This window comes from Streptomyces sp. NPDC088730, assembly GCF_044751215.1.
In the GTDB taxonomy this organism is placed as follows: Bacteria; Actinomycetota; Actinomycetes; order Streptomycetales; family Streptomycetaceae; genus Streptomyces.
In genome coordinates this window covers 1,472,478-1,497,931 of record NZ_JBIVLK010000001.1, presented here as the reverse complement: position 1 = coordinate 1,497,931, position 25,454 = coordinate 1,472,478, and the positions used below count along the sequence as shown (strand labels likewise).

24 protein-coding genes and 1 pseudogene are annotated in these 25,454 nt (G+C 72.8%); 8 read left to right on the top strand and 17 right to left on the bottom strand.

Annotated elements, in window-relative coordinates; all coding sequences use genetic code 11:
• Positions 1–49: 49 nt before the first annotated feature.
• From ACIP89_RS06745 to ACIP89_RS06735, 3 genes are read right to left on the bottom strand one after another with little or no spacing between them, the layout of a single operon-like run.
• On the bottom strand, positions 50–1,093 hold the full coding sequence (locus ACIP89_RS06745) for a zinc-dependent alcohol dehydrogenase family protein (protein ID WP_401923575.1): 1,044 nt from the start codon (positions 1,091–1,093) through the stop codon (positions 50–52).
• 21 nt (positions 1,094–1,114) lie between these two features.
• On the bottom strand, positions 1,115–1,825 hold the full coding sequence (locus tag ACIP89_RS06740) for a lysoplasmalogenase (protein WP_401925905.1): 711 nt from the start codon (positions 1,823–1,825) through the stop codon (positions 1,115–1,117).
• Positions 1,822–2,739, bottom strand: coding sequence for a sterol desaturase family protein (locus ACIP89_RS06735; RefSeq protein ID WP_402113403.1), 918 nt, complete (start codon positions 2,737–2,739; stop codon positions 1,822–1,824). Before ACIP89_RS06735 ends, ACIP89_RS06740 begins: the two co-directional genes overlap by 4 nt.
• A gap of 149 nt (positions 2,740–2,888) precedes the next feature.
• Here ACIP89_RS06735 and ACIP89_RS06730 point away from each other — a divergent pair.
• A pseudogene (locus ACIP89_RS06730) lies at positions 2,889–4,115 on the top strand (NACHT domain-containing protein); the annotation flags it as partial.
• A 374-nt stretch (positions 4,116–4,489) separates the two neighbouring features.
• Here ACIP89_RS06730 and ACIP89_RS06725 read toward each other — a convergent pair.
• The 8 genes from ACIP89_RS06725 to ACIP89_RS06690 all read right to left on the bottom strand — a co-directional run bounded on the left by ACIP89_RS06725 (position 4,490) and on the right by ACIP89_RS06690 (position 15,634).
• Positions 4,490–5,203: a VIT family protein gene (locus ACIP89_RS06725; RefSeq protein WP_402113400.1), complete on the bottom strand. Its 714-nt coding sequence runs from the start codon at positions 5,201–5,203 to the stop codon at positions 4,490–4,492.
• A gap of 46 nt (positions 5,204–5,249) precedes the next feature.
• Positions 5,250–5,864: a hypothetical protein gene (locus ACIP89_RS06720; protein ID WP_402113398.1), complete on the bottom strand. Its 615-nt coding sequence runs from the start codon at positions 5,862–5,864 to the stop codon at positions 5,250–5,252.
• Positions 5,861–6,184: a hypothetical protein gene (locus ACIP89_RS06715; RefSeq protein WP_402113395.1), complete on the bottom strand. Its 324-nt coding sequence runs from the start codon at positions 6,182–6,184 to the stop codon at positions 5,861–5,863. Before ACIP89_RS06715 ends, ACIP89_RS06720 begins: the two co-directional genes overlap by 4 nt.
• On the bottom strand, positions 6,168–11,327 hold the full coding sequence (locus tag ACIP89_RS06710; RefSeq protein ID WP_402113392.1) for a caspase family protein: 5,160 nt from the start codon (positions 11,325–11,327) through the stop codon (positions 6,168–6,170). The genes ACIP89_RS06715 and ACIP89_RS06710 overlap by 17 nt, the downstream gene beginning before the upstream one ends.
• Positions 11,328–11,438: 111 nt before the next feature.
• Positions 11,439–12,665 (bottom strand): amidohydrolase family protein, encoded by a 1,227-nt coding sequence (locus tag ACIP89_RS06705; protein WP_402113389.1) that lies wholly within the window; start codon positions 12,663–12,665, stop codon positions 11,439–11,441.
• Positions 12,662–13,942 carry an amidohydrolase family protein gene (locus ACIP89_RS06700; RefSeq protein WP_402113386.1) on the bottom strand — a complete coding sequence of 427 codons (1,281 nt, stop codon included), beginning with the start codon at positions 13,940–13,942 and terminating at the stop codon, positions 12,662–12,664. The genes ACIP89_RS06705 and ACIP89_RS06700 overlap by 4 nt, the downstream gene beginning before the upstream one ends.
• A 10-nt stretch (positions 13,943–13,952) precedes the next feature.
• On the bottom strand, positions 13,953–14,837 hold the full coding sequence (locus tag ACIP89_RS06695; RefSeq protein WP_402113384.1) for an SDR family NAD(P)-dependent oxidoreductase: 885 nt from the start codon (positions 14,835–14,837) through the stop codon (positions 13,953–13,955).
• Positions 14,834–15,634, bottom strand: a complete 801-nt coding sequence (locus ACIP89_RS06690) for an acetoacetate decarboxylase family protein (protein ID WP_401923550.1) — start codon at positions 15,632–15,634, stop codon at positions 14,834–14,836. The genes ACIP89_RS06695 and ACIP89_RS06690 overlap by 4 nt, the downstream gene beginning before the upstream one ends.
• A gap of 124 nt (positions 15,635–15,758) precedes the next feature.
• On the opposite strand from ACIP89_RS06690, the gene ACIP89_RS06685 reads away from it, so the two are divergent.
• The 6 genes from ACIP89_RS06685 (at position 15,759) to ACIP89_RS06660 (ending at position 21,311) form a co-directional block, all read left to right on the top strand.
• Complete coding sequence (locus ACIP89_RS06685) at positions 15,759–16,403, top strand: TetR/AcrR family transcriptional regulator (RefSeq protein WP_402113381.1); 645 nt, start codon at positions 15,759–15,761, stop codon at positions 16,401–16,403.
• Between the two features lie 40 nt (positions 16,404–16,443).
• Positions 16,444–17,451 (top strand): DEDDh family exonuclease, encoded by a 1,008-nt coding sequence (locus ACIP89_RS06680; protein ID WP_401923545.1) that lies wholly within the window; start codon positions 16,444–16,446, stop codon positions 17,449–17,451.
• 64 nt (positions 17,452–17,515) lie between these two features.
• Positions 17,516–17,749, top strand: a complete 234-nt coding sequence (locus ACIP89_RS06675; protein WP_363068689.1) for a hypothetical protein — start codon at positions 17,516–17,518, stop codon at positions 17,747–17,749.
• A gap of 59 nt (positions 17,750–17,808) precedes the next feature.
• Positions 17,809–18,624 carry an SURF1 family protein gene (locus ACIP89_RS06670; protein ID WP_401923543.1) on the top strand — a complete coding sequence of 272 codons (816 nt, stop codon included), beginning with the start codon at positions 17,809–17,811 and terminating at the stop codon, positions 18,622–18,624.
• Between the two features lie 115 nt (positions 18,625–18,739).
• Entirely contained in the window at positions 18,740–20,551 is a 1,812-nt protein-coding gene (locus ACIP89_RS06665; RefSeq protein ID WP_401923541.1) for a glycoside hydrolase family 15 protein, read from the top strand.
• Between the two features lie 4 nt (positions 20,552–20,555).
• Positions 20,556–21,311, top strand: a complete 756-nt coding sequence (locus tag ACIP89_RS06660; RefSeq protein WP_401923539.1) for an SDR family oxidoreductase — start codon at positions 20,556–20,558, stop codon at positions 21,309–21,311.
• Positions 21,312–21,419: 108 nt separating this feature from the next.
• Here the strand turns inward: ACIP89_RS06660 and amaP are convergent, their stop codons facing one another.
• The 5 genes from amaP to ACIP89_RS06635 are packed head-to-tail and all read right to left on the bottom strand — an operon-like array spanning position 21,420 to position 23,746.
• Positions 21,420–22,007 (bottom strand): alkaline shock response membrane anchor protein AmaP, encoded by a 588-nt coding sequence (amaP, locus tag ACIP89_RS06655; protein ID WP_401923537.1) that lies wholly within the window; start codon positions 22,005–22,007, stop codon positions 21,420–21,422.
• Complete coding sequence (locus ACIP89_RS06650) at positions 22,004–22,690, bottom strand: DUF6286 domain-containing protein (protein ID WP_401923534.1); 687 nt, start codon at positions 22,688–22,690, stop codon at positions 22,004–22,006. The genes amaP and ACIP89_RS06650 overlap by 4 nt, the downstream gene beginning before the upstream one ends.
• The gene (locus ACIP89_RS06645) at positions 22,687–23,049 is read right to left on the bottom strand and encodes a hypothetical protein (protein WP_401923532.1); all 363 of its coding nucleotides are present in this window, start codon (positions 23,047–23,049) and stop codon (positions 22,687–22,689) included. Before ACIP89_RS06645 ends, ACIP89_RS06650 begins: the two co-directional genes overlap by 4 nt.
• Positions 23,046–23,237 (bottom strand): hypothetical protein, encoded by a 192-nt coding sequence (locus tag ACIP89_RS06640; RefSeq protein WP_073735273.1) that lies wholly within the window; start codon positions 23,235–23,237, stop codon positions 23,046–23,048. The genes ACIP89_RS06645 and ACIP89_RS06640 overlap by 4 nt, the downstream gene beginning before the upstream one ends.
• A 32-nt stretch (positions 23,238–23,269) precedes the next feature.
• Complete coding sequence (locus ACIP89_RS06635) at positions 23,270–23,746, bottom strand: Asp23/Gls24 family envelope stress response protein (protein ID WP_401923530.1); 477 nt, start codon at positions 23,744–23,746, stop codon at positions 23,270–23,272.
• 93 nt (positions 23,747–23,839) lie between these two features.
• On the opposite strand from ACIP89_RS06635, the gene ACIP89_RS06630 reads away from it, so the two are divergent.
• Positions 23,840–24,580: a hypothetical protein gene (locus ACIP89_RS06630; RefSeq protein ID WP_402113378.1), complete on the top strand. Its 741-nt coding sequence runs from the start codon at positions 23,840–23,842 to the stop codon at positions 24,578–24,580.
• Between the two features lie 70 nt (positions 24,581–24,650).
• On the opposite strand, the gene ACIP89_RS06625 is transcribed toward ACIP89_RS06630, so the two are convergent.
• Positions 24,651–25,442: an enoyl-CoA hydratase/isomerase family protein gene (locus ACIP89_RS06625; protein ID WP_401923524.1), complete on the bottom strand. Its 792-nt coding sequence runs from the start codon at positions 25,440–25,442 to the stop codon at positions 24,651–24,653.
• Positions 25,443–25,454 lie beyond the last annotated feature (12 nt).

Sequence of the window (25,454 nt, the reverse complement as noted above, 5' to 3'; positions counted from 1 at the left end):
CGGTGCGGGGGCCGGCGATCGCACCGGCCCCCGCACCGGCCTCACCGGTTCACGGCTTGATGAGGACCTTGAGCGCGGTGCGCTCGTCCATCGCCTTGTAGCCGGCCGGTACGTCGTCGAGGCCGATGGCGAGGTCGAAGACGGGCGACGGGTCGATGGCGCCGGACAGGACGTCGGGGAGCAGCTCCGGTATGTAGCCGCGCACGGGGGCGACCCCGCCGCGCAGGGCGATGTTCCGGTCGAACATGACGCCGAGGTCCAGTCCGGTGCCGCTGCCGTGCGGTACGCCGACGTAGCCGATCGAGCCGCCGTCGCGGGTGATCTCCACGGCCGTGCGCATGGACTGCTCGGTGCCGACGGCCTCGATGACCGCCTGGGCGCCCTCGCCGCCGAGCAGTTCCCGTACGGCGGCGACGGCGGCCTCGCCGCGCTCCGCGACGACGTCGGTGGCGCCGAAGGTGCGGGCGATGTCGGTGCGGGCGGTGTGGCGGCCGAGCGCGATGATCCGCTCGGCGCCGAGCCGCTTGGCGGCCATCACGCCGCACAGGCCGACGGCGCCGTCACCGACGACGGCGACCGTGGAGCCGGGCTTCACACCGGCGCCGACCGCCGCGTGGTGGCCGGTGCCCAGGACGTCGGAGAGCGCCAGCAACGCGGTGAGCAGGCGGTCGTCGGAGGCCGCGGCGGCGGGGAGCTTGACCAGGGTGCCGTCGGCGAACGGGACGCGGACGGCCTCGCCCTGCCCGCCGTCGGAGCCGGCCGAACCCCAGAACCCGCCCTGCGGGCAGGAGGTGGTCAGGCCCTCGGCGCAGTAGGCGCAGGTGCCGTCGGACCAGACGAAGGGGGCGACGACCAGGTCGCCCACGGCGAAGCCGTTGACGCCGGAGCCGGCCTCCTCGACGATCCCGAGGAACTCGTGGCCGATGCGCTGGCCGGGCTTGCGGGCGGACTCGCCTCGGTAGGCCCACAGGTCGCTGCCGCAGATACAGGCCCGCAGGACCCTCAGCACCACGTCGGTGGGCTGCTGGATCACCGGGTCCGGAACCTCCTGCACGCGGATGTCGTGGGGGGCGTGGATGACGGTGGCGCGCATGCGTGGGAGTCCTTGCTGATCTCAGATGCCGGTACGCCGTCCACGGTACGCCCCGGGCCCGGCGCCGGTTTCTCGCGCACCCGGGGCCAGCGCTCCCAGGGTCAGCAGCAGCTGGGCCGCCACGTAGGTGAGCATGACCCAGAAGTCGGGGGCGGGCAGCTGCGGCCGGTCCGCGATGCCGGTGGCGATCAGGGCGTCGGAGAGCAGGAAGAGCGCACCGCCGGCCGCAGCGCACCGGCCGAGGACGCGGGACCGGTAGGCCATGGCCGTGAGCAGCAGGCTGTAGCCGGCCAGCGGCAACCGCAGACCGCCCGGCAGCCCGCCCCAGATCAGGGCGAGGAAGGCGGCCAGGACCACCGCGTAGAGGACTGCGGGCAGCAGCGCGCCGCGGGCCCGCCCGAAGAGCCTGAGGTAGCAGAGGTGTCCGGCCGCGAAGCCGCCCATCCCGATGAGGAAGGCGGCATCGGCGTCGGCCAGCAGGAACGTGTCGCCCACCCAGCCGCAGAGCAGTGCGGCGATCAGCGGCCGGGGCCCGCGCCGGGCGACGGCGTACCCGGCCAGCAGCGGCATCAGCAGCGGCTTGGCGACGAGGTGCGCGAGGCCGCTGCCGGCGAGGACCGCGACCAGGTCGGTGGCGCAGACCGCGAGGAAGGCGATGAGCAGGGGGCGGACGAACCGCTCCCGCCGGTCCGGGAACGGTGCGGCGTTCGTCAGCGGCCCGGCGGCGCTCATCCGGTGCGCTCGCGCCGGACGGGAGCGGCGGCAGGGCTGACGGGGGTGGCAGTGGCAGGCGTCGCGGGGGCGGCCGTCCGGCCGGCGGGCTGCCAGCCGGGCCCTCGGAAGACCCGTCCGGCCCGCTCGCCCCAGCTGCCCGCGGCGCGCACGTCGCGGGCGATGGCCGCGTACTCGTGGGTGGCGACCCGCAGCGGGTTGAACGTGTCGATGTTCTTGGTGAGCCCGAACACGGGCCGTTCCGTCTCCGCCGTGAAGGAGCCGAACCAGCGGTCCCACACGATCAGGATGCCGCCGAAGTTCCGGTCGAGGTAGCCGCCCTGGGAGGCGTGGTGCACCCGGTGGTGGGAGGGGGTGTTCAGCACGTACTCGAAGGGCCTGGGCAGCTTGCCGACACGTTCGGTGTGCACCCAGAACTGGTAGACGAGGTTGGCCGACGAACAGAAGGCGAGCGCCGCCGGGTGCACACCGCAGGCGATGAGCGGGAGGTAGAACGGCCAGACGGTCAGCGAGGTCCAGGGCTGGCGCAGCGCGGTGGAGAGGTTGAACTTCCGGCTGGAGTGGTGGACCACGTGGCAGGCCCAGAGGATCCGGATGACGTGGTGGCCCCGGTGCGACCAGTAGTAGAGGAAGTCCTGCCCGAGCAGCATCAGCGGGACGGTCCACCACAGCACGGGCACGCGCAGTGGCGTCAGCTCGTACACCGCCGTGTAGACGGCGACGATGGGCACCTTCCACAGCAGGTCGAAGACCAGGCTGCCCAGCCCCATGGTGATGCTGGTGGCGGCGTCCTTCGCCTTGTACCCGGCGGCCTCCTCGTCGGGGTGGAAGTGGTGGAGCGCCATTTCCAGGACGGTGAGCAGGACGAAGGCCGGTATGGACCAGAGCACTACATCGGGCAGGTTCGTCGGCATGTCAGCACCGTAGAGCCGCAGGTCGGCCCGCGAACAGACGTTGTTACCAACAAGTATGCGAGACATGGCGTCAGCAATCTTTGGTGACTTCTGACAGCGCGGCCGTCGTACGATCCCTCTACCAGGGTCCGACAGGGGGAGGAACCGCGGTGGCGGGTACGGAAGTTGCGCTGGTCCGGCTCGCGACGACGGTGCTCGCCGCGGTGGCCAAGTCACTGCTGGCGCCGAAGCCCGGCGCGGGACTGGTCCCGGACCCGGTGCGCCCGCTCCCCCGCCCGGCGAAGCCGGACCGGCTGGCTAAGGTGCTCGGCGGCCGGCTGGAGGCCTCGTACGCCGGCCTCCCGGAGCACGAGCGGCTGGCGGCCGTGGAGGCGGTCAAGGACGCCTTCGCGGCGGCGGGCGCACTGACGGCGGACCGGCTGTTCGCCGTGAACCTCGATCCCGAGCGGCTGGCCGCCGGATTCCCGGCCGCCCCGGCCGGGCTTTCCGAGCACGCGGCCGGGCTGTACCGGGAACTGCTGGAGCGGTGCTGCGCGCACGTCGTGGAGCAGCTGACCGCGGAACCGTCGTTCATCGCGCGGACGGCGGTGGAGCAGGTGCGCGAGGCCGGACGGACCCTGGCCCTGGTGGAGGACGTACGGGACCGGCTCGGCCCGCGCCCGGACGCGTCGGCACTGGACTTCGAGCGGCGGTACGCGGAGTTCGTGGCCACGACGCACAGCCGGATGGGGCTGTTCGGGCTGACGCTGGGACGGTCGGCGGGTGAGTGGCCGCTGGAGACGGCCTACATCAGCCTGTCGGTGAGCAGCGAGACCGTCCGCCAGGACGGGGTGGAGCACCCGGCCGCGGTGACGGTCTCCGTCGAGCAGGCGCTGTCCGGGACGAGGCGTCTGCTGCTGCGTGGCCCGGCCGGATCCGGCAAGAGCACCCTGGTGCAGTGGCTCGCGGTGAACACCGCCCGGCGGACGTTCGGCAGCGAGCTGGCGGACTGGAACCGCTGCGTGCCGTTCGTCCTGCGGCTGCGCGCGTTCACCTCGGACGAGCGGCTGCCGGGCCCGGAGGACTTCCTGCGCGCGGCCGGCGTTCCGCTGCACGGCGCGGCGCCTTCGGGCTGGGCGGACCGGCTGCTGTCGGAGGGGCGCGGGCTGGTGCTGGTGGACGGGGTCGACGAGGTGCCGATGCGGCTGCGCCGGCGCACCGAGAAGTGGCTGAAGGACCTCATCACGGCGTACCCGGAATCCCGGTACGTGGTGACGACCCGGCCGTCCGCCGTTCCGGAGAGCTGGCTGTCCGGCTCCGGATTCGAGGCGCACTCCCTGCTGGCGATGGGGAAGAGGGACATCCGCGCCTTCATCGAGCATTGGCAGGCCAGCGCGTCCCAGCTCCGGGAACTCCACGGGGCGCCGGGTTCGCACCGGATCCGCCAGCTCTCCCTCGACTCGCTGGGCGATCTGGACCTGACCGTGGTGGCCGGGCTCCCCGCCCTGAGCATGCTCTCCCTCAACCACTGCAGGCCGGCTCAGGGGCTGGCCCCGCTGCGGGAACTGCCCGCGCTGACCCAGCTCACCCTGTCCGCCAAGGCCGAGGCCGACCCGTACGACCTGACCCCCCTGGCCGGTCTCGACACCCTCACGATCACCCTGGGCGGCGACACACCGGCCATCGGGGACGAGCTGTTCCCACCCGAGCGGATCATCCGCCTCCGCTAGGGCCTGTCCGACCCTGATCCGCCGGACAGGCCCTAGCGGACCTACACCCCCGCCGCCCCCAGCAACTCCCCCGCCGCGTACGTCACCGCCATCGCCAGGGCTCCCCCGCCCATGTTCCGCACCACCGCCGGGCCAACCGCCGCCTCGCCCAGCCGGGCGCTCCCCCAGCCCGTCAGGGCGAGCGCGGCGAGCACCGACGCCACGGTCACCAGCAGCCGCAGCGAGGTCGGGGGCAGCACGATGGCCAGCAGCGGCAGCAGCGCGCCCGCGGTGAACGCCAGGAAGCTGGCGCCCGCCGCGTGCCAGGGGTTCGTGAGGTCGTCCGGGTCGATGCCCAGCTCCACCTCCGCGTGGGCGCGCAGCGCGTCGCGTTCGGTGAGCTGGACAGCGGCCTCGCGGGCGACCTCGCGGCTCAGCCCCTTGCCCTCCAGCAGTCCGGTGAGCTCGGCGAGTTCCGCCTCCGGCGTCTCCTGGAGCTCGCGCTTCTCCGTGGCGAGCGCGGCCTTCTCCGAGTCCCGCTGGGTGGAGACCGAGACGTACTCGCCCGCGGCCATCGACATGGACCCGGCCAGCAGCCCGGCCAGTCCCGCGGTCAGCAGGGTGCCGCGGTCGTCGGTTGCCCCGGCGACGCCGACGACGAGACCCGCGGTGGAGACCACACCGTCATTGGCGCCGAGCACGGCGGCGCGCAGCCAGTTCAGCCGCGCGCCCATGCCCGTGCTGTGCGGTTCGTGGTGCGCCTGGGGATCGCTCATCCGGGGATGATCTCACCTCGGCGGCGGCGCCGGGCCGAGCCGCAGGTCAGCACGTCCCCGTCGGCGCCAGCGAGCGGACGTCCTGCGCCGGAATCCGTCGCAGCGCCTTCCGTCCGGCGCTCCTGAGGGTCACCGCGGCTCGGTCGCTCAGCACCAGCTCACCGCATACGGTGCCGGCGGTCGTGGAGACGACGACCGTGGGGCCGACCGGTTTGGGCTTCTTGTCCTCCTGCGCCGGAACGACCCAGGTCACCGCGATGGCCGCGACGACCGCCACAAGGCCGGCGACCGAGCAGCGACGCGCGGTGGCCAGGACGTCCTGGGTGCGCTCGACCTCGTCCTGGACGGCGGTGAGCAGTTCGTCCCCGGTCAGCCAGGTGCCGTGCCCGAGCTGCCCGTGCGCGGCGCGTACGGCGGACAGGGCTCCGGTGAACAGCAGGAGGAAGGCCAGGACGAGCAGCACGGCGGTCGTCCAGCGCCAGGCCGCGGACATGCCGGCCACGCTGTCCGGCCCCTTGAGGACGAAGACGACTCCGATGAGCCCGGTCAGCGCGGTCAGCCCGTTGCGCCAGCCCTCCGCCTGTCTGCGGACGGCCGTGAGCTGTTCCAGTCCGAGCTGCTGGCCGAGCTGGGCCATCCGCTTCCTGGTCAGGTCTGTCATGGCACCGGCACATCCCAGAAGGCGCCGCAGCCCGTGTCGGGGGACTCGGCGGGCCGTTCCGGATGCGGGAACCCGCACTGGCAGTAGACGAGGATGCTCCCGGTGAGCTTGTCCGGGGTCCTGCCTCGGCCGAGGAACCGCCGCCCCTTGTGCGGGCCGAGCAGTCCGTAGGCCACGCGGAAGACGCTGCTCGCGTGGCAGTTCGGGCACGGGCCCGTGACCGTGTACCAGCGGCCGTCGGCGGAACGTACGACGGCGGGGCTCCCCGCGGGCGCGAGCTCCTGTTCGCGGAACGGTGTCAGATCATGCGCGGGCGGCATCCGGCTTCCTCTCCTCCTGTGCGGGGCGGTAGGGCGTGGCGGGCGGGATCGCGGCCGGGGCCGCGGGGTACGTCCGCGGCACTTCCAGGCCGAACACCCTGGCGTACAGCCGCAGCCGCTCCACGACCCGGTCCGTGGTCCATTCGAGCTCCCGGGCGGTGACCGCGACGCGGTCTCCGGACACGGGGCCGTGGAGTGCCGGGGCGCGGCCGGTGTACTCCTCGGTGAGCAGGATCAGGTCCTGCCACAGCGGGATGTCGGAGAACTCCGGCCGCCCCACGAGCAATTCGACACCGAAGGGCCGGTAGAGCGCGAGACGGTCCCAGGCGCGGTCCATGGGCCAGCCGAAGCGGGCGGCGACCCGCAGCAGGTCGATCGCCCCGACAGGCCGGTCGCCGGCCAGGTCGTCGTCGAACATGGCGCTGTCGTGCGGGGTGGGGCGCCAGTTCGCCCACTCCGCGCCGGCCGCGTCCTCCCGAGGCTGCCACGGGCTGCCGAGCGGGGCGAACCGGCTCAGCTCGTCCAGGCTTTCGCCGAGCGTGCCCTGTCTGGTGAACCCGTGCCGTGCCAGGCCGACCACCCGGGGCTCCGGCAGCCAGCGCACTCCCTCGGGTGCCCACTCGCAGCTGGCGGCCGCGTCCGCGGCGCGGACGATCACGTCGGACAGGATGTCGGGCAGGGGCTCCAGCGCGCACTCGACGCCCAGCAGGGGGGCCAACTCGGTGAGTTTCGCGTAGACCGTCCCCAACGGAAGGTGGCAGGAAGAGGCTGCCAGGAAGGCGTACGCGGAGTCCAGCCGGGGCGGGCCCCCCGGGTTGTCGATCCCGTCGAGCCCCCACGACCAGGGCATGACGAGCTTCATGTCCTCCTGCGGGATCCGGAGCCAGCGGTCGACGAGCCCAGCGGCACGGGCGTCCACGAGCCCGGACTCCGCCAGGCTGCTCAGCGCCTCGGCCGCGTCCGCGCGGTCCGCCTGCGACGAACGCACGGTCACGGCGATCTCGACGAGCGGAGCGAGGTGAGGCGACTCACCTGGGCGCATCACATAGGGCCGGTAGCGCTCGATGGGCTCGGACGGGTCCGCGACCAGGGCCGCCTCCAGGTTGGTGAAGGTCCGGTCCTTCATACGCTCCAGATCGGGAATGATCAGACCCACCTGTTCGAAATAGCCCGCACAGCGCTCGCGGACCTCCCCCACCGTCATCGATGTCCTGGCGGCGGCCGCCGCCCACAGGCGCGGGGACGGGGCGAGGCCCAGCTCCCCTCCCCAGGACGTGCGCTGGAACGCGTCGTCCACCTCCTGCCACATCGTGTCGTGCAAGGACACGCTCTCGGTCTCGGCCATCCCGACGTCCTGCGCCAGCCCGAGCCACTCGTATCGCCGGACGGTCCGCTCGAACTCCTCGGGTGAAGGAGGGTCCTCGGGCTGCGCCTTCTTCCCGTCTCCCGCGAGGGAGGGGTGCAGGGCCAGCACCACCAGCTCGCGCCGGGTCGCCCTCGGACCCACCGGAATCCTGTCGGTGTCCACTCGCAGGGGTGGCAGCGGGAGCCCGGCGGAGCCGAGTCGCGCGGCCCTCGTCAGTGCCTCCCGCCACGAGAGCTCGGCCTGGACCGAGAATTCGCGCAGGACGGACAGCACCGGGTCGGGGCCCTGCTCCCCGTCCTGGCCCGCCTCCTCATCGTCCGGCACCAGGAGGTAGTGCCCGGCGTCGCCGAGCAGCACGCAGTCCGTGGCGTCGAGTTCGACCGCGTGAGCGGCCTCAAGGTCGGCGACCGCGAGGACCCGAAGGCCCGCGATGGCGTACCTGCGGATCCTGCCGAGCAGTCCGGCGACGGTTTCCGGCCGGTCTCCGGGCCGTGGCACCACGGCCGCCGCCAGGGCGACGCTCTCTCCGTACTCGTCCGCGGCCACCCTGCTCTCGTACGGGAGCGGCGGCGGGTACCCGGCCAGCGAGTCCGGCACCGGCACGTCCTTCCACTGGGGCCCGACGGGGATGCGTGCCGCGCGCAGGGCGGCCACCCGCCAGGCCAGCAGCCCTGGCGGCACCTCTTCGAAGTAGTTGTGTTCGAGTCCGCCGGCCTTCTCGCCCGTGTGGAGCACGAGGTCCATCGGAAGGCACCCGACCTCTCGCACGGCGACTCCCCGGGACCGGTCCCAGCCGGTCGTGCTGGGCACCCGCGCGTCCGAGTCGAGGAGCCTCCTCAGCAGTGGCTCCACGCTTCCGGGGCGGCTGTGCGCGAAGTTCCACAGCCACTCCACGCTGAACCAGTCGGGGATGTCCATGTGTTCCGTCAGGGCACGGACGTGGTCCCTCAGCCAAGCCTCGTCGTAGGCGAGAATGCGCGTCCGGCTGGCGTTCAGCTCCGCGGAACGGTTCTCCCTGAGATCGACCACGTGCCCGAACATCTTGTTGGCCCGGCCGTAGTCGATCCGGAGGAACCCCTCGCCGGCACTCGGCCCGTCTTCCTCCGAGGGTGTCCAGATGCCGTCCGTGAGCAGACAGCCCCGGCCAGGAACCCACCAGACATTGCGGTCGGCCCTGACCGGGCTGGTCCGGTCGCGGTCGTAGTAGAGGACGTCCTTCTCCCACTCCTCGACCACCTCCTCGTCCCGCTCGACGCGCATCGCGAAGTCGCACCGCCACACGTACGTGGCCAGTTGCTCGGCCACGTCGATCTCGTCGTCGTTGAGGTGGAGCCGCACCTTGGTCCCGCCGCCGAGCTGCGAGGCGTCGCTCTCCCTGATGCGGAAGAGGCTTCCGCTCGACGCGATGTCCACCCGCAGTCCGCGGCCGGACTCGGGGCGGCCGAACTCGTCGGTGACACGGGTCCAGATGCTGATCTCGTCGGCCAGCATGAAGTAGCTGAACACCCCGATACCGAAACGGCTGTTGGCGAAGAGCCTGAATTCGGGGTCCACCGCCCGCCAGCGGGCCTGCTCCCTCCGGTACTCCCTGGACTGCTCGAACCTGCGCCCGGCTCTGGAGAAGGTGCTGCGCAGCGCGGTCCGGCTCATGCCCACGCCGTTGTCCTCGCACTCCACGTACGCGCGCCCCTGCTCGTCGATGCCCTGCCGGAAGACGATCTCGCCGTCCCACTCCTGGCGGATGTCCTGCTTCAGCACGCCGTACCGCACCCGTGCCTGCCGGTACCGGCAGGCGTCCAGGGCGTTCTGGTAGAGCTCGCGCAGGGCCAGCATGCGGTTCCCGTACAGCTGCGAGCCCATGAGGAGTTCGCGGATCTCGTCCTCGGCGAGACTGAAACGCATCAGCGGCAGTCCGTAGGCCTCGGCGCGCTCGGCGGCGTCGTACTGCGGGCGCAGCTTCCGGCAGGTGACGCGTTCGGGCAGGTGCGCGAGCGGGCCGGTGGGCTCGCCCGGTGCGAGGTGCTGCTTGATGTGCTGGACGGCGTCGTCGGCCCAGCCCGTCATCGTCTCCAGGGCGGAGTGCACGGCCGGGTGCGGGCAGGGCAGGTCCAGGTCGAGGGCGGTGCCGAGCCGGTCCCTGGACCAGCGCAGGTCCTGGACGGCGGTCACGGCCTGCGCGGGCACCAGGCCGTCCGTGACGCCGATGTTGTCCACCATGACCCCCGGCATGCCCCGCAGGTCGCCGCCGAGCAGCCCCGCCAGGCCGATCAGCCAGGACAGCTCCCTGGGCCGCCACCGTTCGGCGGGGCCGGAGCGGAATGCCAGCTCCGACGACCGCTGCGGCTCGTCAGCGCCTTCACGCTCCCCCGCGTACGGCTGCGACGGGGGCACGGCCGTCTGGCGGCAGACCCGCAGCAGCCCGTCCAGGAGCTCCGCGAGCCGGGGGGACTCGTCGGCGGTGCCGAGTATCGCGGCGGCCAGCGGGCGCAGGAGGCCCGGCGCGTAGACGTCCCAGAGCTCCTCACGGCCCAGTACATGGCGGTGCATCAGCCAGGCGGCGACGGCATCGGCCTCCTCCGTCGCCTCCCGGCCCGCCAGTTCGCGTCCCTTGCGCCAGATCAGCGGGTGCGCGGCGTACGTGTGCTCCAGGTCGATCCGGGCCGCGTCGTCCGCGAGCCCGCCCGACGCCGGGTCGAGCCGGAGGGGTTCGGTGTGTGCCGCCTCCTTGATCCCCATGGCGAACACGGCCTCGCGGACGAAGGGGGCCGCCATGAGCGCGGCCAGTTCGCAGGGGTCCAGCGTCGGGCCGCCCCGGGTGACCGACGGGGCGAGCAGGGGGCGCAGCCCGGTGGTCAGGACGCGTACCGGATAGCCGTCGTCGGCCCACGGGTCGGGGATCCTCGCGAGGGCCGCGGCCCGCAGCCCGGCGCACTCGGCGGTGAGCCGTGCCAGCGCCTGCTGGAGTCCGCTCCTGCGCTCCTCCGTGCACTGGACGGCTGTCCACAGCTCGGGGTCGCGCACCGCGACCGCCCACTCCTCCTGGAGGGTCCGCCCGGAGCAGAGTTCGACGCCGGAGATCGCGCCGGGCCCGCTCGGCGCGTACTGCGGATGGGGCCGCTGCTCGTGCTGCGCGGCGCGGGCGAGCTCGGCGGTCCTGCGGACGGTGTGGGCGATGACGTCGCCCACGGTCCGCGGTGAGCTGTCCGCGGCCAGGGCCTCCGCGAGCGCCCGGGTGAAGTGGCTGCCCTCGTGGTCGTCGGAGCCGCAGGTCTGGCCCGCCGCGCAGCCGAAGACGACGGCGACCCGGTCGCGCCAGGAGGGGAAGTTGGTCGCGGGGCCGCCGAAGGACGACTCCGCGTCGGGGAGCGCGTCGCGGCAGGCATCGACGGTGAGCAGGACCGTGCCGGCCCGGCAGCCCTTGAGCAGGGTGGTGAGGTCGAGGCCGATCAGGCTGTCGGCGTCCACGTGGGGCGGGTCCGTCGACCAGTTGAGCTGGGCCTCGGAGGGAACCAGGTAGTCCGATCCGTCCACCGAGAGCCCGTGACCGGTGAAGTGGATGAGGACGGTTCCGCCCTCCGGAGCCGTGCAGCAGACCCGGCTGATGGCGCTGATGATCCGGGACCGCAGCGCCGGACGGTCCGAGGCGAGGCCGAGGGTCTCGACGGTGTATCCGGACGAGCGCAGCGCGGCGTCCATCAGCTCCACGTCCTTGACCACCGCTTGGGTCAGGTCCGGAAAGTGGTCGTTCAGTTCGTACTGCGGTACTGCGATGAGCAAGGCGTGCCTGCTGTCGCCCACGACCGTCGTCGCCTCCCCCGTCGGGCCGGATCGGTGCAGATCACCATGCCACAGACGGCCCTTCGGCCTGACGGGTTCGGCGACTCCCGGTCACCAGACGCGGACCGACCCGCCCGGTGCGAACGCGGGGCTGGTCGCGCCCGCGGGAACCTCCTTCAGGGGTTCGGCGATCTCCTCGACCGTCGGGCCGACGGTGGCGGCGATCCGGTCCAGGACGGGCAGGTCGAATCCGTAGACGCGGGCCGCGTTGCCGCCCGTCATCGCCGCGACCTCGGCGGGCGGCAGCCCGGCGTACGCGATGCGCAGGCCCTCCCGTGAGTAGGGGGCGGTGCCCTCGTCGTGCGGGTAGTCGCTGCCCCACATGATCTTGTCGAGGCCGATCCGGTCGCGCAGCGGCACCTCGTGCGGGCGCATGAAGCTCGCGCCCACGTAGCAGTTCTCGCGCCACACCTCGCTGGGGCTCGCGCCCATCGAACCGGCCAGTCCCGCACCGAACTTGGACTCCGCGGTGGCCGCCCGGGAGGCCGACGCGACCAGCCGGCCGTGGTAGTAGTCGAGCATGTCCATGATGCCCGGGATCCAGCCGGAGCCCTGTTCGGTGAGGACGAGCCTCAGCCCGGGGTGACGGCGGAACGCCCCGCCGAAGATCAGGTGCCACAGCGCCCGGTGCGAGAACCAGGTGGTCTCGACCATGAAGACGGCACGGGCCGCCGGTTCGTCGCCCAGCGGCGGCGAGGCCGAGCCGCCGTGGTGGTTGACGGGTACGTCCAGCTCGGCGCAGGCCGCCCAGAGCGGGTCGTACGCCGGGGAGTGCAGCTCCGGTACGCCGGAGCCGGGCGGGGCGCCGGGCAGCAGGATGCCGCCGGTGAGCCCGGCGTCCTTGGTGCGGCGGACCTCGCGGGCCGCCTCCTCCGGGTCGTTGAGGAGGATCTGCGCGACGCCCGCGCGCCGGCCGGGCGCGGCCGCGCAGAAGTCGGTGAGCCAGCGGTTGTGGGCGCGCAGCCCGGCCCAGCGCTGTTCGTACTCCGCGCGGGAGGGTGCGGGTGCCATCAGGGAGGCGGAGGGGAAGAAGGGCGGGATGGTGTTGGGGAAGACGACCTCGGCGACGATGCCGTCCGCCTCCAGCTCCGCGAGGCGGCGCTCCGAGTTCCAGTTGCGGTCGGCGGTGTCGGCCACCAGGTCCTCGTACGGGTTGACGTAGCCGGCCGCCCAGGCGTCGAAGTCGTCGTGGTACGCCGACTCCAGGTACGGCTTGTAGTCGAGGAGGTCGGCGCCGGCGTGGCAGTCGGCGGAGATGACGGTGTAGCGGTCCGTCATGACGCCCCCAGGACCGGGAAGTCGTGGCCGGTCAGCCAGTGCCGGCCGACCTCGCGCGAGCGGGCCCAGGATGCCTCCACCGCCGCCTGGTCGGCGCTCTGGCCCAGGTCCGCGGGGGTGGGTCCGATGCGCGCGGCCACGGGCGCGAGCTTGTCCGTGTCGAAGCCGAAGACCTCGGCGGCGGCCAGGCCGAGCATCCGGCGGGTCTCGGTGACGGGGATGTCGTGGAAGGTGTCGCGCAGCCAGTTCGCGGTGTTGGGCCAGGTGCCCTCGGGGTGCGGGAAGTCGCTGCCCCAGAGGATGTTGCCGACGCCGATCTCGTAGCGCTGGGCGAGCTCGCGGCGTTTGGTGTTGGTGGCGCAGATGAACACCTGGCGGTCGAGGTACTCGTGCGGCGGGCGCTTCAGCTCCGCGAACGGGGAGAGTTTCTTGCCGCCGTGGGCGCCGAGGTAGAGCCGGTCCATGAACCAGAGCAGGTTGGGCAGCCACCAGCAGCCGGACTCGGCCACGCCGAACCTCAGCCCGGGGTGGCGTTCGAAGGCGCCCGACCAGAGGAGGAACCAGAGCGGGCGCGAGGGCCACCAGGTGACCTCGGAGACGTAGATGCCGAGGTGGTCGCCGTACTCGTGGCGGGGGGCCACGCCGGAGTGGGTGACGACCGGCATCCCGGTCTCGGCGGCGGCCGCCCAGACGGGGTCGTAGCGGCGGTCGTGGTACGGGGCCTTGTCCACCCACATGGACGGGATCATCAGGGCGCCGAGGCCGGACTCCTTGGCCCGGTGGATCTCCGCGACGACCCGGCCGGTCTCGCCGGTGACGGGCAGCAGGGCGACCCCGCAGTGGCGTTCGGGGTGCTGGGAGACGAATTCCGCGAGCCAGCGGTTGTGGGCCTGCGCTCCGGCCATGCCCAGCTCGGGGTCCTGGTCGCCGGAGAGGCCGAGGCCGACGCCGAAGGGGGCGGCGGTGCGGCTGTCCACGGCGTCCGCGTCGGGGAAGACGACCTCGGCCGCCACCCCGTCGCCGTCCAGCTCCTTGAGCCGCTGCGCGGAGTCCCAGCCGCCCCTGAGCCCTTCCTCGTTGTCCTGGAACCACTTGTCGGCGAAGGCCTCGTTGCGGACCCCGAGGCGGGTCATCTCCTCGCGGCGGCGGTCGCGTCCGGCGAGGAACTCGTCGAACTCGCGGTGGAAGCGGCTGTCGAGGTAGGGGCGGTACTCCTCGGTGGGCAGTCCGGCGTGGCAGTCGGAGGAGATGATCAGGTACGGGTCGTCATCGGTCATGGCTCACTCCTCAGTCGAGTATGAAGTTCTCCAGGTACGACGGGTTGGACCGGCCGAGCATCGACTGCGACCTGGCCCGGATCTGGCTGTCGCTTCGCTCGCTCTCGGGGAGCATCCAGAAGCGGTCGGCGCGGATGCCGTCCACGACGGTCGCGGCGACGTCCTCCACGGGGGTGAACTCCACCTCCTGGCCCGCCGCCCTCATCGCGCTCTCCCACTGGTCGAGGCTGCGGTACGGGGTGCGGCGCGGGCGCTCCTTGGCGTACCGCTCGGGGCGGTTGCGGTGCGACTCCCACAGTCCGGTGCGGAGCATGTGCGGGCCGGGGAAGAGGACGGAGGCGCCGACCGCCGCGCCCTCCGCCCGCAGGTGCGCGTAGAGCGATTCGGTCATGGTGACGACGGCGGACTTGGTGACCGCGTACACGGAGGCGGTGGGCAGCGGGGCGATCCCGCCGTCGCCGGAGGAGGTGTTGACGACATGGCCGGGGGCGCCGCCCGCGAGCATGCGCGGCACGAAGGCCTGGATGCCGTGGAAGACGCCCCACACGTTGACCGCGAAGGCCCACTTCCAGTCGTTCGGCTCGTGCTCCCACATCCGGCCCTCCGCGCCGGAGCCGACCCCGGCGTTGTTGCACAGCACGTGCACGGCGCCGAAGGTGTCGTAGGCGGCCTCGGCCAGCGCCCGCACGGAGTCGCGTTCACTGACGTCGGCCGGCCGGGCCAGCACCCGTGCGCCGTCCTCGCGCAGTTCACCGGCGGCTTTGTCGAGCGCGCCCTCCTCCACGTCGGCGAGGACGACGTTCAGTCCCTCGGCCGCGAACCGGCGGGCCATGGCGAGGCCGATGCCGCTCGCGGCCCCGGTGACGACGGCCGTCTGGCCCTCCTCCAGCCTCATCGGACGCTCCCCTCCGGCGGTCCGTCGTGGATCTGCTGCGGATCGTCGTAGCGCTGGTGGACGTACGGCAGCAGCGCGTCGGCGCTGACCCGCTCCGCCGCCCTGCCCCGCTGGTCGCTGGTCTTCTCCCCGATGGTGAGTTCGAGCAGCCTGCGGACGGGCAGGTCCGCGACCGGGTCGTACACCGACTCGCGCAGCACCACGTCGCCGGTGATCCGCTCCAGCCTGCGGACCTTCTCGTGCCGGGTGCAGTGGATCAGCAGCGGTCCTGAGTCGAAGCCGTCGCCGTCCACGGCGGGCAGGAACTTGAAGTAGAAGTCGAGCTTCGTGGCCGGTTCCGGGAGCGGGAGCGGTCCGTCGACGGCGCCGCGGATCTCGACGAAGGCGATGCCGTGGCGGACGAGGGCGGCCCGGACGACGAGACCCTCGCGCTCGACGCTCACCTCACCCAGCTTCTTCGGTTCACCGAACACCTCGCGGCCGCCGGTCAGCGCCCGCTCGTGGGTCATCGGCATGACCAGCGGGTACCAGCCCTCGTGCCCGTCGTGCACGGCGGCGACGGCGACGGAGCCCGCGCCGAGCGGATAGCCGGGCAGGTCGACCTTGCTGATACTGGCCCTCACCAGCGGGCGCCCGGCGGGTTTCAGGGGCGGCGGGAGGACGGCCGCCACCGCCTCCGCGTCGCTCTCCCAGACAGCGGTGACGCCGGTCGACCAGATGTCGGGGAGCCTGGAGCGGGCCTCGCGGGATGCCGCGATCTCGGCCTCGGTGCGCGCGCCGTACCGTACCCGTGCCATGCGGTGCCACCCTTCCGCGTCGTCCGTGTCCCGGCTCTCCGCCGGGCTCTGTAACACAGTTACACCGGAGACGATGAAGGGTAAATAGCCGTGCGTGTAACGGAGTTCTGGACCTGGAGGAGCTGTGGCGCGATCGGCGCTGACCCGCGAGGAGGTCCTCGTGGCCGCCGCTGGACTGGTGCGGCAGCACGGTCCGCAGATCCTCACCATGCGCAAGCTGGCCGCCGAGCTGGGGACCGCCGTCACCTCGATCTACTGGCACATCGGCAACCGCGAGTCGCTGCTGGACGCCCTCGTGGAGCGCACCGTCCAGGAGATGGGCACCCTGCGCCCGGCCGGCCGGGACCCGGCCGCGAGGATCGTCTCGGTGGCCCGCGGCCTGCGCCGCGAACTGCGCGCCCGGCCGCATCTGATCGCGATGGTCCACGAACGGGGACTGACGGAACGGATGTTCCTGCCGGCGCAGCGGGCGCTCGTCCACGAGGTGCACGCCGCCGGGTTGCGCGGCGCACGCGCGGCGCACGCGGTCCGGGCGGTGCAGTTCCACACCGTCGGCTTCCTGCTGGTGGAGCGGAACCGGGAGCGGTCCCCCGTCCAGTCACCGGGCGAGGGCGATCTGTGGGGCGAGTCGACGGCCGGCGGCGATCCGGCGCTGGCCCGCGCGCTGGCCCGGCCGGCCGACCCCGACCAGCTGTTCGCCGTCTCGCTGCGGGCACTGGTGGACGGGCTGCTGGCGAACTCGGGACCGCCGGAAGGCGACCGGAAGTGACGGCCGGATAGGGGACTGTCGGTCGCGGCCCGTATTCTCTGTGACCATGCTCGACGACCGCCAGACCGCAGAACCGTGGCCGACCGCCTACCCGCAGGGGTACGCGGTCGTCGACGTGGAGACCACCGGCCTCGCACGGGACGACCGGATAATCTCCGCCGCCGTCTACCGCCTGGACGCGCAGGGCAACGTCGAGGACCACTGGTACACCCTGGTCAACCCGGAGCGGGATCCCGGCCCCGTCTGGATCCACGGGCTGACCAGTGATGTGCTCGAAGGCGCCCCGCTCTTCCCGGAGATCGCCGCCCAGCTCTCCGAACGGCTCACCGGCCGGGTCCTGGTCGCGCACAACGCCGCCTTCGACTGGTCGATGCTCGCCCGGGAGTACGCGCGCGCCTCGGTGATCGCCCCGGTCCAGCAGCGGCTGTGCACCATCGCGCTCTCCAAGGAGCTGCGGCTGCCGCTGCCCAACCACAAGCTGGAGTCGCTGGCCGCGCACTTCGGGGTCGTGCAGCAGCGCGCGCACCACGCGCTGGACGACGCCCGGGTGCTGGCCGAGGCGTTCCGCCCGAGTCTGCACGCGGCGGCGGGCGGCGGGCTCAGGCTGCCGCTGCTGGAGTGCCGGCCGCTGACCGAGTGGTCGGACTCCCCCGTCACCCCTCGGATCGGCCGCCAGGCCCCGTACGGCGGCGGCCAGGCGAGCTGGCGCCCCGCACGCAAGCGTCCGGCCTGCCCGTATCCCAACCCGGGACGGTACGAGAAGGACAAACCTCTCATGCAGGGCATGCGGGTGGCGTTCTCCGGGGACACCTCGATCGATCGTGAGCTGCTGGAGGACCGGGCGGTGGAGGCCGGGCTGCATGTGGCGACCAGCGTCTCCCGGCTGACCAGTCTGCTCGTCACCAATGATCCGGACGCGGCGACGTCGAAGACGCTGAAGGCCAAGTCGTTCGGCACCCCGATCCTGGAGGAGAGCGCGTTCACCCATCTCCTGCGGGACGTGGCCGAGTCGTCGAAGGGCTCGCCGGCCACGCCGTCATCGGAGTGAACCGGGGGCGACTCGCCCGCCCGCCGCTCGCCTGTCGGCGCACTCCCGTCCCACCCTGTGGCGCATGGCACGTTGTGAGGTATGCGGAAACGACTACGGGATGTCCTTCGAGGTGCACGCGCAGGGCGCGGTGCACGTCTTCGACTGCTTCTCCTGCGCCATCCACCGGATGGCACCGATCTGTGAGCACTGCCGGGTCCAGGTCATCGGCCAGGGTGTCGAGGTCGACGGGCACTGGTTCTGCGGCGGTCACTGCGCCCGCGCGGAGGGGAAGGCGGGCATCATCGACAAAGTGTGAGCACCGGACAGCCGACCCCCTCCGCGACGCACCCCATGACGCGGTTGTACCGTCATGGGGTGTACCGCTTCCTGTTGACCCGGCAGTGGCTGATCCTCGCCCTCCTCGCCCTCGTCATGATCCCCACGATGATCGAGCTGGGCTTCTGGCAGCTGCACCGGCATGAGCACAAGGTCGCGCAGAACTCGCTGATCTCGCACAACCTCAAGGCGAAGCCGGTTCCGGTCGCCGCGCTCACCTCGCCCGGCCACGTCGTTCCGCGTTCCGACTACTGGCGTGCGGTGAAGGCCACCGGGACGTACGACGAGAAGCACGAGGTCGTGGTGCGGCGCAGGACGTCCACCGACGGCAGCATCGGCTTCCACGTGCTCGTCCCGTTCGACCTCAAGGGCGGCGGCACGGTCATGATCAACCGGGGCTGGATCGCCACCGCCGACGACCAGCGCGCCTTCCCCGACGTACCGGCCGCGCCGAAGGGCGAGGTGACGGTCACCGGCCGGCTCAAGGCCGACGAGACGACGGGCAGCAGCGGCATCAAGGACCTCTCGGACCTGCCGGACCGCCAGGTGATGCTGATCAACAGCGCCCAGCAGGCCAAGCTGCTCTCCCGGCCGGTGCTCGGCGGCTACCTGGAACAGACCGGGCCGGTGCCGTCCGGCGGCAGGCCCGAGCTGATCGAGGCCCCGGACGACAGCTCCATCGGCCCGCACATGGCGTACGCCGTGCAGTGGTGGCTGTTCGCCGCCGGGGTGCCGGTCGGCTACGTGGTGCTGGCCCGCCGGGAGAAGCGCGACCGGGTGGCGGCCGCGGCCGAGGCCGCCGAGGCGCGGGACACCGCCGCGGAGCCCGGGAAGCCGGAGCCGGCGAAGGCCTGACGGCGTGTCGGGCCCGCGCGGGTCCGAGCCCGCGGCGTCCCCCGGCGGGGTGACTCCCGCCTCGCGACGGAGAACGGCTGCTTAGCCGGGGCGATGTTCGGGAACACGCCAGAACGTGACACCACTCATCGAGGACTACGCCCTCATCGGCGATCTCCAGACAGCCGCCCTGGTCGGGAAAAACGGTTCTGTCGACTGGCTCTGCCTGCCCCGCTTCGATTCGGGCGCCTGCTTCGCCGCCCTGCTCGGTGACGAGGACAACGGCCACTGGCGCATCGCACCGCAGGGCGCGGACACCTGTACCCGGCGCGCCTACGCAGGTGAGTCCCTCGTCCTGGAGACCTTCTGGGAGACCCGCACCGGCACGGTCAAGGTCATCGACTTCATGCCGCAGCGCGACCAGGAACCCGACGTGATGCGGATCATCGAGGGCGTCAGCGGCACCGTCGACATGACCTCCGTGCTCCGGCTGCGCTTCGACTTCGGCTCCGTCGTGCCGTGGGTGCGCCGCTCGGAGGGCCACCGGGTGGCGGTCGCGGGGCCGGATTCCGCCTGGCTGCGCAGCGAGCCGCCGGTCAAGACCTGGGGCCAGCAGTTCTCCACCTGCTCCTCTTTCACCGTCTCCGCCGGCGAACAGGTGGCCTTCGTCCTGACCTGGCACCCCTCGCACTCGCCCCGGCCCGATCTGATCGACCCGTTCGAGGCGCTGGACAACACCCTGGCCGACTGGGCCACGTGGTCCGCGCGCTGCAAGTACCAGGGGCCCTACCGGGAGGCGGTGATCCGCTCGCTGATCACCCTGAAGGCGCTCACCTTCGGACCGACCGGCGGCATCGTGGCGGCCCCCACCACCTCGCTGCCCGAGGAGATCGGCGGCGTACGGAACTGGGACTACCGCTTCTGCTGGCTGCGGGACTCCACGCTCACCCTCGGCGCCCTGATCTCGGCCGGCTATCTGGAGGAGGCCGGCGCCTGGCGGGACTGGCTGCTGCGCGCCGTCGCCGGGGACCCGGCCGACCTGCAGATCATGTACGGGCTCGCGGGTGAGCGCAGACTGCCCGAGTCGGAACTGCCGTGGCTGAGCGGCTACGAGAACTCCGCCCCGGTCCGGATCGGCAACGCCGCGGTCCGCCAGCGTCAGCTCGATGTGTACGGGGAGGTCATCGACTCGCTCCGGCTGGCCCGCGACGCGGGTCTGGGCGACAAACCGCACGCCTGGAACCTCCAGCTCAGCCTGCTCGGCTTCCTGGAGTCCACCTGGCGCGAGCCGGACGAGGGACTGTGGGAGATCCGCGGCCAGCGCCGCCACTTCGTGCACTCCAAGGTGATGGCCTGGGTGGCGGCCGACCGGGCCGTGCGCAGCCTGGAGGAGGACCCGTCACTGACCGGCGACGCCGACCGCTGGCGGGCGATGCGGGACGCCGTGCACCGGGAGGTCTGCGAGAAGGGGTACGACCCGGTGCGCAACACCTTCACCCAGTCGTACGGATCACGGGAGCTGGACGCCGCGACCCTGCTGATCGCCAGGACCGGCTTCCTGCCGCCCGACGACCCGCGGCTCGTCGGGACGGTGGACGCGGTCCGCGCCGAACTCGGCAGTGACGGGCTGGTGCGCCGCTACAGCACCGACGGCCCCTCGATCGACGGCCTGCCGGGCGGCGAGGGCGCCTTCCTGGCCTGCTCGTTCTGGCTGGCGGACGCGCTGCGGATGACGGGGCGCACCGAGGAGGCCACCGAGCTGTTCGAGCGGCTGCTGGCCCTCCGTAACGACGTGGGGCTGCTGGCCGAGGAGTACGACACCGCCGGGCAGCGTCAGCTGGGCAACTTCCCGCAGGCCTTCAGCCACGTCGGGCTGGTCGGAACGGCGGTGGCCCTGGCGGAGGCGCGGGCCCCCGGGGACACCGCACCGGACGAGGCGGCAGGATAGGGCCATGGATCTTGGACTGAAGGACCGTGTGTACATCGTCACCGGGGCGACCCGGGGACTGGGCAACGCCACGGCGCAGGCGCTGGTGGACGACGGCGCGAAGGTGATCATCACCGGCCGGGACGGGAAGAGCGTCCGGGACGCCGCAGAGGAGCTGGGCCCGGACGCCGTCGGCCTCGCCGCCGACAACGCGGACCCGGCCGTGGCGCAGCGGCTGGTGGACACCGCGCTGGAGGAGTGCGGCCGGCTCGACGGCATCCTCATCAGCGTCGGCGGACCGGCGCCCGGTTCCGCCGCGGACAACACCGACGAGCAGTGGCAGTCGGCCTTCGAGTCGGTCTTCCTGGGCGCGGTACGGCTCGCCCGGGCGGCCGCCGCGGCGCTCGGCGACGGCGGGGTCATCGGCTTCGTGCTCTCCGGCTCCGTCCACGAGCCGATCGACGGACTGACCATCTCCAACGGCCTGCGCCCCGGCCTGGCCGGGTTCGCCAAGTCGCTGGCCAATGAGCTGGGCCCGCGCGGCATCCGGGTGGTGGGCGTGCTGCCGGCCCGGATCGACACGGACCGGGTCCGGGAACTGGACGCGCTCTCGGGCGACGCGGAGGCCGCGCGCACGGCCAACGAGGCGCGCATCCCGCTGCGCCGCTACGGCACCCCGCAGGAGTTCGGCCGTACGGCGGCCTTCCTGCTCTCGCCCGCCGCCTCGTACCTGACCGGCATCATGGTCCCGGTCGACGGCGGCTCCCGGCACGGCTTCTGACCCGTCCGGCCCTACGGCGGTACGGACACGGCGGGCGGGCCGGATGATGGTTCTCCGGCCCGCCCGCCGTGTCCCGTAAGACTGCCCGTACTGCCCCCGTACCGTCCGTCAGGTCACCCGCTCCGCGCGGTGCTTGACGGCCCTGAGGCGTACTTCGGCGGGGAGCCGGTCCAGCCCCGCGGAATCCCTGGCATGGGCCAGCGCCTCGTCGGTCAGCCGGCCCAGCGCCTCGTCCGGCGCCGCGTGCGGCTCCATGAGCAGCCGGATCCTGGCCCGCGGTGCACTGCGCTTCCCGGTCAGCAGGACCTGGGCGCGGGCCACCCCGTCCAGGCCGTCCGCCTCCGCGGCGAGGGCGCCCTCCAGGGCCCGGCCGCGCAGCAGGGCGCCCTCGCCGTCCCCGCTGTCCACCAGCACTTCGGAGAGCCGGGCCCGGCGCAGCTGGGCCAGCAGCCACCACAGGGCGAGCACGAGAAGGACGGCGAGGACCGCGATCACCGTCGGCCACCACCAGCCGTCCGAGCGCCAGCGGGTGCGGTCGGCCTCGCTGAGCAGTACGTCGTTCTTGCCGGACCACGGCCACCAGGACGGGACGGAGAGGCCGGTGGCGGCGGCCAGAACCCCGCCGCCGACACAGACCAGCACCAGCCCGGCGAGGCCCAGCAGTACCCGGTTGACGGTCCTGCGCACGCCGCTCACCCCTTCTTCGCCGGACGGCGGACATGGACGGACAGACCGGGCGGCCTGGACAGGCCGAGTTCCGTGATGCCGGTGGAGAGCGCGGCGTCCAGGTCGGCCCGTACGTCGTCGAGTTCACGGAAGTGCGAGACGGCCCGCACCTTCGCCTTGCTCCGCCTCATCCGGACCCGGACGGACTGCACGCCGGAGACCTCGGCGGCCCGGTCGCGCAGGACCGTCGCGGCCGCGGTCCGGTCGAGGGCGGCCCGGACGTCCGGGCGGTCGCGGCGCATCGGCAGCAGGTCGCGGAGTCCGGGCGTGAGCGCGAGGAGGATCAGCCACAGGCCGATCGCCGCCGCGACCGCCGCGCCGGTCAGTACCCAGACGTCGTTGACGGGCCGCCGCGCCAGCTCGTCGGCCAGGGTGCGGCGCCACTGCATCGCCGGATGGCCGGCCCTGACCGCGGCCACGTCGTACAGCAGAAGTCCGGCCCCGCCGAGGACGACCAGCGCGAGGATGCCGGCCGGCACCCGGCGGGCGGACCAGAAGCGGCCGCCGCCACCCCCGCCCCCGTCCTTGGCGGGCGCCGGCTCGTAGGACGCGCCCGAGGCGGACTGGTCCAGTTCGAGCACGTCCCCGCGCTCCACCGGCTGGACGGTGGGCAGACGCTGCGTGCTGTGTTCCGGGTTCTGGGGCTCGGTCATCGGATCCTCCCCTGCACCGCGAGGCTCGCTCCTGAGGGGTGCAGGCGCTCGACCTGTACGGCCACTTCGGGCACCTCCATCCCCGCCAACGCCTTTACCCGCATCGCGACCCGCTGACGCACCGCGCCGCACTGACGGCCGATGTCGCCGGGGTATCCGAGTTCGAGGCTCACCCGTACCCGGGCGGTGTCACGGTGCACCGTGACCGTGGCGCGCGGCGACGCGCCTTCCTCGGCCGGCTCTTCGACGGCCTCCTTCGCCGCCTGGGCGGCGATCTTCGCCACCACCCGGTCGGCGATCCGGGTCTCCCCCCGCTCTGCGGCGGCGACCCGGCCGCCCGCCCCCGACACGGCCGTCACCGCCGTCGGTCGCCGCGATCGCGACTCCGGAAGAAGTCGCCGGGCTCCAGATCACCGTCGAGGAAGCGGCCGGCGATGAAGCCGACCGCCCCCAACGCGGCCACCAGCAGGAAGGCCCCGAACCCGCCGAAATATCCGGCGAATCCGAGGGCCATGCCCGCCACCATGCCGACCACAGCCATGCTCATCGTGCGCTCCTCAACTACCTAGGACCGGAGGACTACTGGAGACGTGGCTCGGGCTGATCGTCGTCGTCGTCCTCGTCGGGCAGCTTCACATCGCTCACCGCGATGTTGACCTCGACGACTTCGAGACCCGTCATCCGCTCGACGGCCGCGATGACGTTCTCCCGTACGTCACGGGCGACATCCGCGATCGACACGCCGTAGTCGACGACGATCTCCAGATCGAGGGCCGTCTGCGACTCACCGACCTCGGCCTTCACGCCCCGGGTGACGGACTTGCCGCCGCCGGGCACCCGGTCGCGCACCGCGCCGAAGGTGCGGGAGAGGCCGCTGCCCATCGCGTGCACGCCGACCACGTCGCGTGCCGCCATTCCGGCGATCTTCTCGACCACCCCGTCCGCGATCGTCGTACGGCCGCGGGTGCCGGGGTCTCCCCCGCCACGCTTGGTCAGTGACGAACTCGCGTCCTTGTCGGGGTTCTCTGGCCGGTTCCGCTGTGGAGTCTCGGTCATCGCCGTTCTTCCCTTCGGGGCAGGAATGGACTTCATTGCCCACATTAAGTGTGCTTGCCCCGTCTCGCGCCGTGGATGCGGCAGGCTGAGGGAATGACGACGGCTGACAGCCCGAAGAGGGCCGACGGATGGACCGATGCGGTTCGGCAACGACTCGGCCTGGGCAGGCTGCTGCCGCTGGGCGGCCCGGCGGACGGGGCCTGGATCTCGGAACGGGCCGCGGTCGCGGTGCTCCGCCGGGCGGTACGCGGCCGGGGACCGGGGCCGGTGCTCGGTGAGCTGAGGATCGCGGTGGCCGATCCGGACACGGCCCCCGGCGCCCAGGTGCCGGCTCCCCCCAGCGCGCTGCCGCCGGGCCCGCTGCGGATCGAGGCGACCATGGCGGCGACGGCCGACCAGCCGTTGCCGGCCGCCGCGGCGGCGCTGCGCTCATCGCTGCTGGCGGCGGCCTCGCTCCGGCTCGGTCTGGAGGTCTGCGAGGTGGATCTCCAGGTGACGGAACTGCTGGACACCGAGCCGGAGCGGACGGAACCGGAGCCGGACGGGGTACGCGCGGCGGAACCCGAGAACACGGCCGGCCGGGCGGCCGCCGGGGTGGCCGGTGTCTCGGCGCTGACCCGGGTGCTGGGCCCGGCGGTGCAGACGGGCGCGGATCACGTGCGGGTGGAACTGGCCACGGACGACGGCCACCGCGCGCTCGACGTGGCACGCGCGGTGCGCGCGGCGGTGACGGAAGCGGTGGACGGGCATCCGCAGGTCGCGGTGCTGGTCACGGCGGTGACGGCGCCCACGGCCGGGCCGGAGGCTGGGCCGGAGGCTGGGCCGGCGGGCTGAGCCGGGCGCGCCGGGGCCGGGCCGGCGCGCCGAAAAAGCCGGAGGCGGGTGCCCCCGGCCGGGTGACGGGTCAGTCGGACGCGCCCGCCAGGTCACGCAGCCGACGGCCCTGCGCGGCCCGTTCAGCGGTGCGCTGCTCCTCGTACGTACGCGAGACGGCGCCGCTCAGCAGGGCCTTGGTCTCGACGAGGGCGTCGCGCGGGGCGGCCAGCAGGGCGTCGGCCAGGTCGCGGGCGGCTCCGTCGAGCTCCGCCGCGGGCACCACGAGGTTGGCCAGTCCGGTGCGCTCGGCCTCCTCGGCGTGCACGAAGCGGCCGGTGGCGCAGATTTCGAGCGCGCGTGCGTACCCCACCAGGTGCACCAGGGGGTGCGTGCCGGTGAGGTCGGGCACCAGACCGAGGCTGGTCTCGCGCATGGCGAACTGCACGTCCTCGGCGACGATCCGCAGATCGCAGGCGAGGGCGAGCTGGAAGCCCGCACCGATGGCGTGCCCCTGGACGGCCGCGATCGACACGAGGTCGTTGCGGCGCCACCAGGTGAACGCAGACTGGTACTCGGCGATGACCGCGTCGAGCTCGGCCTCCGGGCCACGCCCCATGTCGAGGAAGGACGGCTCGCCGTCGAAGCCCTCGGGGGTGAACGCCTGGCGGTCGAGGCCGGCGGAGAAGGACACGCCCTCGCCGCGCAGCACGACGACCCGCACACTGCCGGGCAGGGCCCGTCCGGCCTCCGTCAACGCCCGCCACAGAGCGGGGGACTGAGCGTTGCGCTTGGCCGGATTGGTGAGGGTCACCGTGGCAACCGCGTCGTCGACGGTGAGTCGTACGCCGTCCTTGTCGAGCACAGTGTCGAGCGAGGTCATGAAGCGCCTCCG